Annotated in this window: 13 protein-coding genes; all 13 read right to left on the reverse strand. The window is 70.3% G+C overall.

Translation table 11 applies throughout. The annotated features are described in order from the left end of the window. Positions 1 to 55: 55 nt before the first annotated feature. Positions 56 to 1,198 carry a DivIVA domain-containing protein gene (locus U9R90_RS25485; protein ID WP_411059005.1) on the reverse strand — a complete coding sequence of 381 codons (1,143 nt, stop codon included), beginning with the start codon at positions 1,196 to 1,198 and terminating at the stop codon, positions 56 to 58. 52 nt (positions 1,199 to 1,250) lie between these two features. Then, complete coding sequence (locus U9R90_RS25490; protein ID WP_411059006.1) at positions 1,251 to 1,541, reverse strand: YggT family protein; 291 nt, start codon at positions 1,539 to 1,541, stop codon at positions 1,251 to 1,253. A gap of 53 nt (positions 1,542 to 1,594) precedes the next feature. Beyond that, the gene (locus U9R90_RS25495; RefSeq protein WP_411059007.1) at positions 1,595 to 2,209 is read right to left on the reverse strand and encodes a cell division protein SepF; all 615 of its coding nucleotides are present in this window, start codon (positions 2,207 to 2,209) and stop codon (positions 1,595 to 1,597) included. Between the two features lie 121 nt (positions 2,210 to 2,330). Continuing rightward, positions 2,331 to 3,050, reverse strand: coding sequence for a YggS family pyridoxal phosphate-dependent enzyme (locus U9R90_RS25500; RefSeq protein WP_411059008.1), 720 nt, complete (start codon positions 3,048 to 3,050; stop codon positions 2,331 to 2,333). A 6-nt stretch (positions 3,051 to 3,056) separates the two neighbouring features. Further along, positions 3,057 to 3,788: a peptidoglycan editing factor PgeF gene (gene pgeF, locus U9R90_RS25505; protein WP_411059009.1), complete on the reverse strand. Its 732-nt coding sequence runs from the start codon at positions 3,786 to 3,788 to the stop codon at positions 3,057 to 3,059. Positions 3,789 to 3,799: 11 nt separating this feature from the next. Continuing rightward, the gene (ftsZ, locus tag U9R90_RS25510) at positions 3,800 to 5,017 is read right to left on the reverse strand and encodes a cell division protein FtsZ (protein ID WP_411059010.1); all 1,218 of its coding nucleotides are present in this window, start codon (positions 5,015 to 5,017) and stop codon (positions 3,800 to 3,802) included. A 276-nt stretch (positions 5,018 to 5,293) separates the two neighbouring features. Continuing rightward, positions 5,294 to 6,100: a cell division protein FtsQ/DivIB gene (locus U9R90_RS25515; protein WP_411059011.1), complete on the reverse strand. Its 807-nt coding sequence runs from the start codon at positions 6,098 to 6,100 to the stop codon at positions 5,294 to 5,296. 14 nt (positions 6,101 to 6,114) lie between these two features. After that, a complete protein-coding gene (gene murG / locus U9R90_RS25520) occupies positions 6,115 to 7,209 on the reverse strand; it encodes an undecaprenyldiphospho-muramoylpentapeptide beta-N-acetylglucosaminyltransferase (RefSeq protein ID WP_411059012.1) in 1,095 nt (364 codons plus the stop codon). 6 nt (positions 7,210 to 7,215) lie between these two features. Next, a complete protein-coding gene (ftsW, locus tag U9R90_RS25525) occupies positions 7,216 to 8,619 on the reverse strand; it encodes a putative lipid II flippase FtsW (RefSeq protein ID WP_411059013.1) in 1,404 nt (467 codons plus the stop codon). Positions 8,620 to 8,668: 49 nt separating this feature from the next. Beyond that, positions 8,669 to 10,090, reverse strand: coding sequence for a UDP-N-acetylmuramoyl-L-alanine--D-glutamate ligase (gene murD / locus U9R90_RS25530; protein ID WP_411059014.1), 1,422 nt, complete (start codon positions 10,088 to 10,090; stop codon positions 8,669 to 8,671). Beyond that, positions 10,087 to 11,157 (reverse strand): phospho-N-acetylmuramoyl-pentapeptide-transferase, encoded by a 1,071-nt coding sequence (gene mraY / locus U9R90_RS25535; RefSeq protein WP_411059015.1) that lies wholly within the window; start codon positions 11,155 to 11,157, stop codon positions 10,087 to 10,089. The genes murD and mraY overlap by 4 nt, the downstream gene beginning before the upstream one ends. After that, positions 11,154 to 12,566, reverse strand: coding sequence for a UDP-N-acetylmuramoyl-tripeptide--D-alanyl-D-alanine ligase (locus U9R90_RS25540; protein ID WP_411059016.1), 1,413 nt, complete (start codon positions 12,564 to 12,566; stop codon positions 11,154 to 11,156). Before U9R90_RS25540 ends, mraY begins: the two co-directional genes overlap by 4 nt. A gap of 4 nt (positions 12,567 to 12,570) precedes the next feature. Further along, the gene (locus U9R90_RS25545) at positions 12,571 to 14,229 is read right to left on the reverse strand and encodes a UDP-N-acetylmuramoyl-L-alanyl-D-glutamate--2,6-diaminopimelate ligase (protein ID WP_411059798.1); all 1,659 of its coding nucleotides are present in this window, start codon (positions 14,227 to 14,229) and stop codon (positions 12,571 to 12,573) included. Positions 14,230 to 14,380 lie beyond the last annotated feature (151 nt).

Genomic DNA, 14,380 nt, shown 5'->3' on the forward strand with positions numbered 1-14,380 from the left:
GGCCCCGGCCCTGAGCGCTGCCGACGCTACGCGCGCGCTTCGCGCGCGGGTGGGGTCAGTTGTCGTCCTCGTCGATGAGGAAGCCGCGCATCGGCGACGGGGCCTGCTGCATCGGCTGCGGGGCCTGCGGCCGCACCGGCGCCATCGGCTGGGTCATCGCGGGTGCCATCTGCTGCTGGCCGCCGTAGGAGTTGCCGCCGCCGGACGCACCGCCGTGACCGCCCATCGACTGGTTGCCACCCATGGACTGGTTGCCGCCCATGGTGTGGCCGCCGCCCATGGAGGGCGCACCGGCACCGGCCGGGGCCATCGAGGGTGACGCGGGCAGCGACGCCGTCGCGGGGGTACGCGGCGGGGCCAGCGAGTCGTCCGCCTGGGTCTCCAGCTGACGCAGCTGGCTCTCCAGGTACGACTTCAGGCGGGTGCGGTACTCGCGCTCGAAGCCGCGCAGGTCCTCGACCTTGCGCTCCAGCGTGGCGCGGGCGGACTCCAGGGAGCCCATCGCGACGCGGTGCTTCTCCTGCGCGTCCCGCTCCAGGGCGTCGGCCTTGGCGCGTGCGTCACGCTCCAGGCCCTCGGCACGCGAACGGGCCTCGCCGACGATCTTGTTGGCCTCGGAACGGGCCTCCGCGATCGCCTGGTCGGCGGTCTGCTGCGCCAGCGAGAGCACCCGCGCGGCGCTGTCGCCACCGGGACCCTGACCGGGCTGCGGCAGCTGCGGGCCACCGTGACCGCCCATCGGGCCGCCCTGCATCGGGCCACCCTGCTGCTGCATGGGGCCGCCCTGCTGCTGCATCGGGCCGCCCTGCATGGGGCCGCCCTGCTGCTGCGGCGGGCCACCGGGCCCCGGGGGCAGCTGCGGTGCGCCACCGGGCAGCTGGGGCGGACCGCCCATCTGGTGCTGCTGCGGTGGGACCGGCTGCGGGCCCGATATTGCGGCAGGCACCGGGGCGCCGGGACGCTGGTCCTGCGGCTGCTGCTCGGGCGGCTTACGCATCCCGCCCTGCTGCTGGTTCTGCGCGGCGGCACGGGTCGCCGCGGCCAGCTTGGCGCGCAGGTCCTCGTTCTCGCGGAGCAGGCGAGTCAGTTCGGACTCGACCTCATCGAGGAAGGCATCGACCTCGTCCTCGTCATAGCCTTCTCGGAGGCGGACGGTCGTGAACTGCTTGTTCCGCACGTCCTCGGGGGTCAACGGCATCTCTTCACCTCAACGTAGTCATCGGCACTCGGCAAGACGGTATCGCCCACAGTCACCTCGCGAGTCCGCTCACGAGGGAGATCAGGATGTAGACGATGATCATCAGTACGAAGAAGGACAGGTCGAGCGCCACGCCCCCGAGACGCAGCGGCGGGATGAACCGCCGCAGAAGCTTGAGCGGTGGATCAGTGACCGTGTAGGTGGCCTCCAGAACGACCACCATCGTCTTGCCAGGCTGCCATGAGCGGGCGAACTGGAAGACGTAGTCCATGACCAACCGGAAGATCAAGACAATCAGGAAACACAGCAGCGCGATGTGGAGCACTTCCCAAACAACGCCCATGACTCGCGCTTCCCTCTCCCCTGTCTCATGCTTCTGTGATCCGGTACTGCGTCTCAGCTCTGGTTGAAGAACCCGCCCTCTGCGATACGGGCCTTGTCCTCCGCCGTGACATCGACGTTAGCAGGCGACAACAGGAACACCTTCTGCGTCACCCGCTCAATGCTGCCATGCAGTCCGAAGACCAGACCGGCGGCAAAGTCGACAAGTCGCTTCGCATCCGTGTCGTCCATCTCCGTGAGATTCATGATCACCGGAGTGCCCTCACGGAAGTGTTCCCCGATGGTACGGGCCTCGTTGTAGGTCCGGGGGTGCAATGTGGTGATGCGGTAGGGCTCCCGCTCGGACACGACCTTGGGCATGATCACCGGCGCGTTCTTCTCCAGGCTCTGTCGTTCAGGTGTGATGGATGCCACGGGGGCGATACGTGCGGGACGTCCGGTTTCCGCCGGAAGCGGAATCGGGTCGCGGGGCGCTGGCGTGTGCACCTTCCGTACCGGTTCGTCCTGCGACAGCTGCTGGTGCGACGGCTCGTGCCGCCGACGGTCCCGCTCGGGTTCCGGGTCCAGCTCAGGCTCGAACTCGTCGTCGGGGTCGAAACCCCGGCCGTCGTAACCGTCGTCCTCCACGAGGCCGAGGTAGACCGCCATCTTGCGCATCGCGCCGGCCATGCTCTGAGTCCTCCGCTCTGTGGGATTCGCCTGCCACCAAGTGCCCGCGATCCACTGGGTATCCCCGCCTATCGGCGGAAATGACCATATTTTCTGCTGTGGTCCGACTTGCTTGGCGACGTTACCCGAGCCTGGGTCGGACTCCGAGTACCGCACTGCCGACGCGTACATGTGTCGCCCCGGCCGCCACGGCCTGCTCGAGGTCCGCACTCATCCCTGCCGAGACCATGTTCGCAGCCGGATGGGCCGCGCGCAGGAGGGTTGAGAATTCCATCAGCTGCTGGAACGCCGCCTGTTGCCGTCCCGCGTACGGCCCGGTGAGCGGTGCGACCGTCATCAGACCGCCGATCCGCAACCCCGGAGCCTCGTCCACGAGGCGGGCCAACTCCTCGATTCCGTCCGGTGCCACGCCGCCGCGCGCACCCCGGCCGCCCACTTCGGCATCCAGGGCGACCTGCAGCAGGCAGCCCACCTCGCGCTCGGCCTTGACCGCCGCCGAGGAGAGGGCCGAGACCAGCTTGGGGCGGTCGACGGACTGCACCACATCGGCATAACCCACCACGGAACGCACCTTGTTGGTCTGCAACTGACCGACGAAGTGCCAGGTAAGCGGCAGATCCGCACATTCTCTGGCCTTGGGGGCGGCGTCCTGGTCGCGGTTCTCCGCGACGTCGCGCACCCCTAGTTCGGAGAGCAACCGCACATCGCTCGCCGGGTAGGTCTTGGTGACCACGATCAAGGTCACCTCCTCCCGCTTACGCCCGGCCGCGGCGCACGCCGCGGCGATGCGCTCTTCCACTTTCGCCAGGTTTTCGGCGAGTTCCGCCTTACGGTCCGTCATTCCCGATCAGTCCAGCCAGACATAGCCCGCGAGCCGACCCGTGGTCCGATCGCGACGGTAGGAAAAGTGGTCGCCGGATTCGCGCGTGCACACCGGCGACTGCCGCCGGTCGCGCACCCCGAGCCGGTCGAGCTGGGCGTGCACCCCCGCGGTCACATCGACCGCGGGCGTTCCCCAGCTCGTCTCGGCGAAGGCCGCGGGCTCCACCCGGGCGACCTCCGCCCGCATCGCCTCCGGCACTTCGTAGCACCGGCCGCAGACGGCGGGTCCGGTGCGGGCGGTGATCCGGGACGGCTCGGCGCCGAGCTTCACCATCGCCTCGACGGCGGCGGGGACGACCCCGGCCAGCATGCCAGGGCGCCCCGCGTGCGCGGCGCCGACCACCCCGGCGACCGGGTCGGCCAGCAGGACCGGGGTGCAGTCGGCGGTGAGTACGGCGAGGGCGAGGCCGCGGCGCGCGGTCACCACCGCGTCCACAGCCGGGAGTTCACTGTCGTCGCCCCACGGTCCGTCCACGACGGCGACGTCGCGTCCGTGCACCTGGTTCATCCAGACCACCTGGGCGGGGTCGATCCCCAGGGCCTTCGCGGCGAGTTCGCGGTTGGTACGTACCGCCCGCGGGTCGTCGCCGACCGCGCCGCCGAGGTTGAGCTCCTCGTACGGAACGGCGCTCACCCCGCCCCACCGGTCGGTGAAGGCGAAGTGGGCGCCGTTCTCGGTGTCGCGCTGAGCGATCAAGGAACGCGGTATCACTTCAGGAAGTCCGGAACATCCAGTTCTTCTGCCTGGCTGTCCTGGTACGGGCGGGCCGGCGGAACCTGCGGCGGCGTGGCCTGCGTGGCGGGGAGCTCGCTGACCGGGGCCGACTCGGGGGCGGCCTCGGGGGTTGGAGTGTCCTCACGCGGGGTGACGCTGCCGAGCGAGCCGAAGGCGGGGCGCGACTCGGCGGGTCGTACCGGCGCTGGCTCCTCTCGCTTGGTGGAGGTCGCTCCGATCACGTTGTCCCGCTTGGAGGGTGGCTGTCCGCCGTCGAACCCGGCGGCGATGACCGTCACCCGGACCTCGTCGCCCAGCGCGTCGTCGATGACCGCGCCGAAGATGATGTTCGCCTCGGGGTGGGCGGCCTCGCTCACCAGCTGGGCGGCCTCGTTGATCTCGAAGAGGCCGAGGTCGCTGCCACCGGAGATGGAGAGCAGCACGCCGCGGGCGCCGTCGATGGACGCTTCGAGCAGTGGCGAGGAGATCGCCATCTCGGCCGCCGCCACCGCGCGGTCGTCGCCGCGCGCCGAGCCGATGCCCATCAGCGCCGAACCGGCCTCGGACATGACCGACTTGACGTCGGCGAAGTCGAGGTTGATCAGGCCGGGGGTGGTGATCAGGTCGGTGATGCCCTGCACACCGGACAGCAGCACCTGGTCCGCGGACTTGAACGCGTCGAGCACGCTGACCTGGCGGTCCGAGATGGACAGCAGCCGGTCGTTGGGGATGACGATGAGGGTGTCGACCTCTTCGCGGAGTTCCGCGATGCCGTCTTCGGCCTGGTTGGCGCGGCGCCGGCCCTCGAAGGTGAAGGGGCGGGTGACCACACCGATGGTCAGCGCGCCGAGCGAGCGGGCGATGTTGGCCACGACCGGGGCGCCGCCGGTGCCGGTGCCACCGCCTTCGCCGGCGGTGACGAAGACCATGTCGGCCCCCTTGAGGACCTCCTCGATCTCCTCGCGGTGGTCCTCGGCGGCCTTGCGGCCGACGCCCGGATTGGCTCCGGCGCCGAGTCCGCGGGTGAGTTCACGGCCGACGTCGAGCTTGACGTCGGCGTCGCTCATCAACAGGGCCTGAGCATCGGTGTTGATAGCGATGAACTCGACGCCCTTGAGACCGACCTCGATCATCCGGTTGATGGCATTGACACCACCGCCGCCGACACCGATGACTTTGATGACTGCGAGGTAGTTCTGCGGTGCTGCCACGTCGAAGGCCTCTCGCCTCGAGTTACGTGTCGCCGCAGCGCTGGTCCAGCGCTACGCCGACTGATGCCGATTGGGACGGTCCGAACGCCGACCCGAACCCTAACGCTGAAGTTTAGGGTTACCAGTGTGTCTGTTCCCTGGACTCTTCCGAACAGGACACTAAGTCGACAAGTGGCGCACGTTCAACGAACACGCCGAACCTCCCGTTTTTCTTTTCACCCTATGTGATCAGCCGTTGCGCTGACCAACCAGGGTGCTGGCCAGCACTGATGTGCGTCAACTCCCCGATGCCGCAGGGGCGGTGGGAGCGGTGACATCGAAGTGACCGGCGCCCGGCGCGGCTTTCATGAGGGCGGTGAGACTGGCCGCCTTCGCCTGGCCCTTCCCACTGCTACCCCAGGCGACGGTGCGACCTTCGGTCAACTCAAGCGAGATTGAGTCATATGAACGGACTTTGACGGTACGGGTGTCCCGCGCCACGGCGTCCGGAAGGTCACCCACGACGCGCACCGCCGCTCGCAGCAACCGGCCGGTGCCGAACCGGCTGAGGCTCGGCGAGCGCCCGGCGGCCCATTCCAGGGTCGGGACACCCTTCGGAGCGCGGGCGACCGTGGCGAACCGCACTGCCTTGGCGTCCACTTCGACGAACTTTCCGCCATCGGGCAGCAGGAGTACCGGTTTGCGTTCGGTCACTTTCAGGCCGATTCCGCGTGGCCAGGAGCGCACCACGTCCACCGAGTCGATACGCGGCAGCTTCCGCCGCAGCCGGTCCTCGATCGCGTCGGTGTCAACGGAGATCAGCGGAGCCCCGACCGGAACCGCGGCGGCGTCCCGGACTTCTTCGGGGCTCAGCACGCGGGTGCCGGAGGTTCCGACATGCTCGACGCGCAGCCACTGCGAGCCGTAGAGCAGCCAGCCGCCGCCCCCGCCGAGCAGCGCCGCCGCGACCAGCGACACAAGGAGCACCCGGCGCATACGGGGCGACGGCAGCCGCAGCCGCCGTCGCCCGGTGGGGCCGGGTGGGCGGGCCGGTTCGGTCCCCCGCTTGCGTTCACCGCGCTCGGCGGTGGTGGGTCCGGCCACGCTCCCCTGCCTTCTCACGCCCTGTGGCGTGCCGCAATCGCCTCGTACACCATGCCGACGAGGAGGTCGTCGGCGTCCCGGCGGCCGAACTCCGATGCGGCGCGGGACATCTCGTACAGCCGGTGCGGATCGGCGAGCACCGGCAGCACACTCTGCTGCACCCATTCCGGCGTCAGATCGGCGTCGTCGACCAGCAGTCCGCCGCCCGCCTTGACCACCGGCTGGGCGTTGAGCCGCTGTTCGCCGTTGCCGATGGGCAGCGGGACGTACGCGGCCGGGAGCCCGACGGCGGAGAGTTCGGCGACGGTCATCGCGCCCGCGCGGCAGAGCATCATGTCGGCCGCGGCGTACGCGAGGTCCATCCGGTCCACGTACGGTACCGGGATGTAGGGCGGCATACCGGGCATGTTGTCGACGCGCGGCATCTCGTTCTTCGGGCCGACCGCGTGCAGGATCTGGATGCCGGAGCGCTGGAGGATCGGCGCCACCTGCTGGACGACCTCGTTCAGCCTGCGGGCGCCCTGCGAGCCGCCGGACACCAGCAGCGTCGGCAGGCCGGGGTCGAGGCCGAACGCGGCGCGGGCCTCGGGGCGTACGGCCGCCCGGTCCAGGGTCGCGATGGTGCGGCGCAGCGGGATGCCGATGTACCGGGCGTCCCGCAGCTTGCTGTCCGGCGTGGAGACGGCGACCGCCGCCGCGTACCGCGAGCCGATCTTGTTGGCCAGGCCGGGGCGCGCGTTCGCCTCGTGGACCACGATCGGCACACCGAGCCGCTTGGCCGCCAGATAGCCCGGCAGGGCCACATAGCCGCCGAAGCCGACGACGCAGTCCGCCTTGGTGCGCTCCAGGATCTGCTCGGCGGCCTTGATGGTGCCGCGCAGCCGTCCCGGGACGGTGATCAGCTCGGGAGTGGGTTTGCGGGGCAGCGGTACGGCGGGGATCAGCGCGAGTTCATAGCCACGCTCGGGGACCAGTCGGGTCTCCAGGCCCTTCTCCGTACCGAGAGCCGTGATTCCCACGGTCGGGTCCTGCCTGCGCAGGGCGTCCGCGAGGGCGAGCGCTGGCTCGATGTGGCCGGCGGTCCCCCCGCCGGCGAGTACGACATGCACCGAATTTCACCGCTCTCCGGACGGTCGCGCCTTGACGCGCCGTCTCATCGTGTTCCATCTCACCGCTGCCCGCTTCCTTCCGGAGGCAGACGACCGCATGGCAAGCGCTGCTCGCGCCGCGGGTTCCTGACGCGCGAAGGCGATCAGCAGCCCGATGGCGAACATCGTCGGCAGCAGGGCGGAGCCCCCGTAGGAGAACAGCGGGAGCGGGACACCGGCGATCGGCAGCAGGCCGAGCACCGCACCGATGTTGACCACGGCCTGAGCCGTGAACCAGGTGGTCACACCTCCCGCGGCATACCTCACGAAGGGGTCCTCCGTGCGTCCGGCCACGCGGATACCCGCATAGCCTAGAGCCGCGAACAGAGCGAGTACCGACAGCGTCCCCGCAAGACCCAGTTCCTCGCCCGTGATGGCGAAGATGAAGTCGGTGTGCGGCTCGGGGAGTTGACCCCATTTTTCCACACTTGCACCGAGACCGGAACCAAAGAGTCCGCCGGAGGCGAGGGCGAAGATTCCATGAGCCGCCTGCCAGCACTGGTCGCCGGGTCCCGGATCGGTGGCGAAGACGCAGGAGAGCCGGCCCATCCGGTTCGGGCTGGTGCGGACCAGGATGAAGGCGATCGCTCCGGCCGCGGCCAGCACCCCCACGAACAGCCGGGTCGGCGCCCCCACCAGCCAGAGCAGCCCGAAGAGAACGGCCGTGAGGATCATCGCGGTGCCCATGTCGCCGCCGATCATGATCAGGCCGAGCAGCATGAAGGCGACCGGCACCAGCGGCACCAGCAGGTGCTTCCACTGGGTCAGCAGCTGCTTGTCTCCCTTGCGGGCCAGCAGGTCGGCGCCCCACAGCACCAGCGCGAGCTTGCCGAACTCGCTGGGCTGCAGCTGGAACGGGCCGCCCACCTGGAGCCAGTTCTGGTTGCCGTTGACCTCATGCCCTATCCCGGGGATCTGCACCAGCACCATCAGGAAGACCGTGCCGGCCAGCATCGGATAGGCCAGCGCCCGGTGCAGCTTGACGGGCATCCGCATGGCGACGAGCAGCAGTACGGCGCCGAGCGCGGCCGCGAGGAACTGCTTGCGGAAGAAGTACGAGGGGCTCAGGCCCAGTTCCAGCGCCTTGATCTGCGACGAGGAGTACACCATCACCAGACCGAGCACGATGAGCAGCAGGCTGGAGCCGAGGATCACGTAGTACGCGGTGAGTGGCCGGTCCCAGGCCTTGCGCAGCCGCGTGTAGAGCTGCCGCAGCGGGTTCTGGCGCGGCGGGCGCGACGGCTTGGGCCGGGCGCCGCCACGGGGCGGTGCGGGGCGTTTGGCCGGGCGGACCTGGGCCGGCCCGCCGCGGCCGCGCAGCAGGAGCCGCGGCCTGTCGTCGAACCGGCCGGCAGCTGCCGACGATGTCACGGTCCCTCCCGAATGACCCGGCGCCCGCGCCGGGCTCCGACGGCCCGCGTCAGGCGCTCGCGGACCCGAGTTCGCTGACCGCCTGTGCGAACGCCTCGCCGCGCTTGTTGTAGTTGACGAACATGTCCATCGAGGCACAGGCCGGGGCCATCAGCACGGTGTCCCCCGGACCGGCGAGCCTGGCGGCCTCCTGGACCGCCGCCGACATCGCCCCAGTGTCGGTCCGGTCGAGGTCCACCACCGGGACCTCGGGGGCGTGTCGCGCGAGGGCTTCGCGGATCAGGGCGCGGTCGGCGCCGATCAGGACCGCGCCGCGCAGTCGCTTCGCGGACCTCTGCACCAGTTCGTCGAAGGTCGCGCCCTTGGCGAGGCCGCCGGCGATCCACACGATCGACTCGTAGGCCGCCAAGGACGCCTCGGCCGCATGGGTGTTGGTGGCCTTGGAGTCGTCGACGTACGCGACTCCGGCCACGTCCGCGACATGCGCGATGCGGTGGGCGTCCGGGCGGAAGGCGCGCAGTCCGTCGCGTACGGCGGCGGGTTCGACACCGTAGGCGCGGGCGAGGGCCGCCGCCGCGAGGGCGTTGGCGATGTTGTGCAGGGCCGGCGGGTTGACGTCGCCGACCTCGGCCAGTTCCTGGGCCTGCTTCTGGCGGTCGGGGACGAAGGCCCGGTCGACCAGGATGCCGTCCACGACGCCCAGTTCGGAGGGTCCCGGCGCGGAGAGGGTGAAGCCGATCGCGCGGCAGCCCTCCTCGACGTCGGCCTCGCGGACCAGGTCCTCGGTGGCCTTGTCGGCCACGTTGTAGACGCAGGCGACCTGGTTGCCCTCGTAGATACGGCCCTTGTCGGCGGCGTACGCCTCCATGGAGCCGTGCCAGTCGAGGTGGTCGGGGGCCAGGTTGAGCACGGCCGCGGAGTGGGCGCGCAGCGAGGGGGCCCAGTGCAGCTGGTAGCTGGAGAGTTCGACGGCCAGGACGTCGTACTCCTCGTCGCCGAGCACCACGTCGATGATCGGGGTACCGATGTTGCCGACGGCCGCGGTGCGCAGTCCGGCGGCGGTGAGCATCGACGCGAGCATCTGGGTGGTGGTGGTCTTGCCGTTGGTGCCGGTGATGGCGAGCCAGGGCGCGCTGGAGCCGCCGGGGATCCCGCGCAGCCGCCAGGCGATCTCGACGTCGCCGACGACGTCCACACCCGCTTCGGCGGCCGCGGCGAACAGCGGGGAGGTCGGCTTCCAGCCGGGCGAGGTGACGACCAGGTCGGTGCCGGGCGGCAGGGTGCTGGCGTCGCCGAGCCGTACCGCGATGCCCGCGTCGGCCAGTTCGGCCGCCTTGGCCTGGTGCGTCTCGCTGTCGCCCCCGTCGACCACGGTCACCGAGGCACCGAGGCCGGCCAGGGCGCGGGCGGCGCTGATGCCGCTCACCCCGAGCCCGGCGACGGTGATGTTCATCCCCTGCCAGCTGGTCACTTTTCGGCCGCCCACCCTGCGTAGAAGAGACCGAGGCCGACGATCACGCACATGCCCTGGATGATCCAGAAGCGGACCACCACAAGGACTTCGGACCACCCCTTGAGTTCGAAGTGGTGCTGCAGCGGCGCCATCCGGAACACGCGCTTTCCGGTGAGCCGGAAGGAGCCGACCTGGATGACCACGGACATGGTGATCAGCACGAAGAGGCCGCCGAGCAGGGCGAGCAGCAGCTCGGTGCGGGAGGTGATCGCGAGTCCGGCGAGCGCCCCGCCGAGTGCGAGCGAGCCGGTGTCGCCCATGAAGATCTTGGCGGGCGAGGTGTTCCACCACAGGAAGCCGAAACAGGCGCCCATCAGGGCCGAGGCGACGATGGCGAGGTCGAGCGGGTCGCGTACCTCGAAGCAGGCCTGTGGGTTGGTGAGGGTCGTCGCGTTGGCGCAGGACTCCTGGTACTGCCAGACGCCGATGAACGTGTAGGCGCCGAAGACCATCACGGAGGCGCCGGTGGCGAGGCCGTCGAGGCCGTCGGTGAGGTTCACGCCGTTCGACATCGCCAAGATCATGAACAGCGCCCAGACGACGAACAGCACCGGGCCGATCGTCCAGCCGAAGTCGGTGACGAACGAGAGCTTCGTGGACGCCGGGGTGTTGCCGCGGTTGTCCGCGAACTGCAGCGCGAGCACCGCGAAGGTGATACCGACGATCAGCTGTCCGGACATCTTCGCCTTGGCCCGCAGGCCGAGCGAACGCCGTTTGATGATCTTGATGTAGTCGTCCAGGAAGCCGACCAGGCCCATGCCCGCCATCAGGAAGAGCACCAGCAGACCGGAGTACGTGGTCGGCTCGCCGGTGATCAGCTTGGCGCCGAAGTACGCGACGATCGTCGCCAGGATGAAGGCGATACCGCCCATCGTCGGCGTACCGCGCTTGCTGGCGTGCTCACGCGGGCCGTCGTCCCGGATGTACTGGCCGTAGCCCTTCTTGGCCAGCAGTTTGATCAGCAGCGGGGTGCCGACCAGGGTCAGGAAGAGCCCGATCACACCCGCGAAGAGGATCTGCCTCATCGGCCGGAGACCTGCCCCTCAGCGTCGGTCGTGCTTTCGAGCAACGCGGCGGCGACCCGCTCCAGGCCCACCGACCTGGAAGCCTTCACCAGCACGACGTCCCCTGGACGCAGTTCACCGCGCAGTAGGTCGACAGCCGCCTGTGTGTCGGACACGTGCACCGACTCCTCACCCCACGAACCCTCGTTGTATGCGCCCAGTTGCAACCAGGACGCTTCCCTGCCCCCGACCGCGACGAGCTTGCTCACATTGAGCCGGACGGCCAGCCGCCCGACGGCGTCGTGCTCGGCGAGCGCCTCGTCACCGAGCTCGGCCATCTGTCCGAGCACCGCCCACGTACGGCGCCCCTTGCCCATGGCCGCCAGCGCGCGGAGCGCGGCTCGCATGGACTCGGGGTTCGCGTTGTAGGCGTCGTTGACGACCGTTACACCGTCCGGGCGCTCGGTGACCTCCATCCGCCAGCGGGACAGGTTGCCCGCTTCGGAGAGCGCCACGGCGATCTCGTCCACGGACATGTCCAGCTCATGGGCGACGGCGGCCGCGGCAAGCGCGTTCGACACGTGGTGCTCACCGTACAGGCGCAAGGTCACGGCGCTGCACCCGGAGGGTGTGTGCAGCGTGAAAGTCGGACGTCCCTCGTCGGTGAGCCGGACGTTCTCGGCGCGTACGTCGGCGTCGTCGGCCTCGCCGAAGAGGATGACCCGTGCCTTGGTGCGGGCGGCCATGGCCCGTACCAGCGGGTCGTCCGCGTTCAACACCGCGGCCCCGTCGGCCGGGAGCGACTCGACCAGCTCGCCCTTGGCCTCGGCGATCTGCTCGCGGCCGCCGAACTCGCCGATGTGGGCGGTGCCGACGTTGAGCACGACGCCGATCCTCGGCGGGGTCAGGTCCGTGAGGTACCGGATGTGGCCGATGCCGCGGGCGCCCATCTCCAGGACCAGGTGCCGGGTGTCCTCGGTGGCGCGCAGGGCGGTGATCGGCAGGCCGATCTCGTTGTTGAGGGAGCCGGGCGTCCACACCGTGGGGGCCTTGCGCTCCAGGAGTTGGGCGATCAGGTCCTTGGTGGAGGTCTTGCCCGCCGATCCGGTGAGCGCGACGAGGGTGGTGCCCAGCCGGGCGACGACGGCTCGCGCCAGCGTCCCCAGCGCCTCGGTCACGTCGGGCACCACGATCGCGGGCACCCCGACGGTCCGGGTGGCCAGCACCGCGGCGGCCCCCGACGCGATGGCGCGCTCGGCGTAGTCGTGGCCGTCCACGTGCTCACCCGCGAAGGCGGCGAACAGCCCGTCGGGTTCGACCTGGCGGGAGTCGATCACCACGGACCCGGTGACCAGGCGGCCGGTGTCCGGTATGTCGTGCGGCTGTCCGCCGACGATGGAGGCGATCTCGGCGAGGGAGAGGGCGATCACAGCTTCATCCCCGGTTGTTCTCAGTGGCCGCGCGGCGGACCTGGATGGCGGTGCGCAGCACGTCACGGTCGTCGAAGGGGCGTACCACCCCGTTGATGTCCTGGCCCTGTTCATGGCCCTTGCCCGCGACCAGCACGGTATCGCCGGGCTCGGCGCGGGCGACGGCCGAGGCGATGGCGGCGGCGCGGTCCTCGAAGACCTGGACGTCGCCGCGCTCGTGGATGGGCACCTCTGCGGCGCCGGCGATCATGGTGGCGAGGATCGACAGGGGGTCCTCGGAGCGCGGGTTGTCCGAGGTCAGTACGGCGGTGTCGGCGAGCCGTGCGGCCGCGGCGCCCATCGGCATCCGTTTGGTCTGGTCGCGGTCGCCACCGCAGCCGAGCACGATGTGCAGCTTGCCCTCGGTGACCTTGCGCAGCGCGCGCAGGACCGATTCGACGGCGTCGGTCTTGTGCGCGTAGTCGACGACGGCGAGATACGGCTGGCCCGCGTCGACCCGCTCCAGGCGGCCCGGCACGCCGGGGACGGCGGCGACGCCGTCGGCGGCGGTCTGCGGGTCGATCCCGGCGGCGGCCAGCGAGACGATCGCGGCCAGGGTGTTGGCGACGTTGAAGGGACCGGCCAGCGGGGACTTCGCGGCGATCCGCTCGCCCTTCGGACCGAGCACCGTGAAGGTGCTGTCCATCGGGCCGACCTCGACCTCGTCGGCGCGCCAGTCGGCGTCCGGGTGGCCTTCGGCGGAGAAGCTGACGACCGGCACGGTCGCCTCCTTCAGCAGCCTGCGCCCGTACTCGTCGTCGAGGTTGACGACCCCGAGCCGGGACCGCTTCGGGGTGAAGAGCTGCGCCTTCGCCTGGAAGTAGTCCTCCATGTCGGAGTGGAACTCCATGTGCTCCGGGCTGAGGTTGTTGAAGACCGCCACGTCGAAGACGCAGCCGTCCACCCGGCCGAGCACCAGTGCGTGGCTGGAGACCTCCATGGCGACCGAGTCGACGCCACGCTCGCGCATCACCGCGAACAGCGCCTGCAGGTCGGTGGCCTCGGGGGTGGTGCGCTCCGACTTGATGCGCTCGTCGCCGATGCGCATCTCGACGGTGCCGATCAGGCCGGTGTCACGGCCCGCGGCCCGCAGACCGCCCTCGATGAGGTACGCGGTCGTGGTCTTGCCCGAGGTGCCGGTGATGCCGATCTGGAGCAGGCCGTCGCCGGGGTGCCCGTAGATGCTCGCGGCCAGTTCGCCCATCCGGCCGCGCGGGTCGCCCACCACCAGGACCGGCAGTCCGGTCGCGGCCGCGCGGTCGATACCGGCCGGGTCGGTGAGGATCGCCGCGGCGTCGAGGTCCGCGGCCTGCGCGGCGAAGTCGGCACCGTGGAAGCGGGCGCCGGGCAACGCGGCGTAGATGTCACCGGGGCGCACCGCACGGGAGTCGTGGGTGATGCCGGTGACCTCCGCCGACCCAGGGGCGTCTACGCCCAGCTGCTCGGCGAGGTCCGCGAGGCTGCTCGCGGCGACCTGATCCGGCCGGGGCGGTCCCGGATACGTCACGGGAACGTCCTTCTGGGTGGTTTGAGACTGATCAGCGTGGGGCACGGCGGTGAGCGTACCCGGCGTTGCGTGCGGGGGGCGAAATGGGAGCCTGACTTTGCCCCCCGGCCGGATCAGCGCGGGGCGTCTGGTGCGTGCGATCGCGAGGCGCCGAAGCGCCCTTGTGGCGGAGCCACCTGGGCGTTTCGGCAACGCGGCGAGCGTGCGTGCCAGACGTCCCGCGCCCGGCCGGGGGGCAAAGCCAGGCTCCCCGGGTGGCCCTGGGGGG

This window comes from Streptomyces sp. E11-3 (assembly GCF_046540415.1).
Classification (GTDB): Bacteria; Actinomycetota; Actinomycetes; order Streptomycetales; family Streptomycetaceae; genus Streptomyces.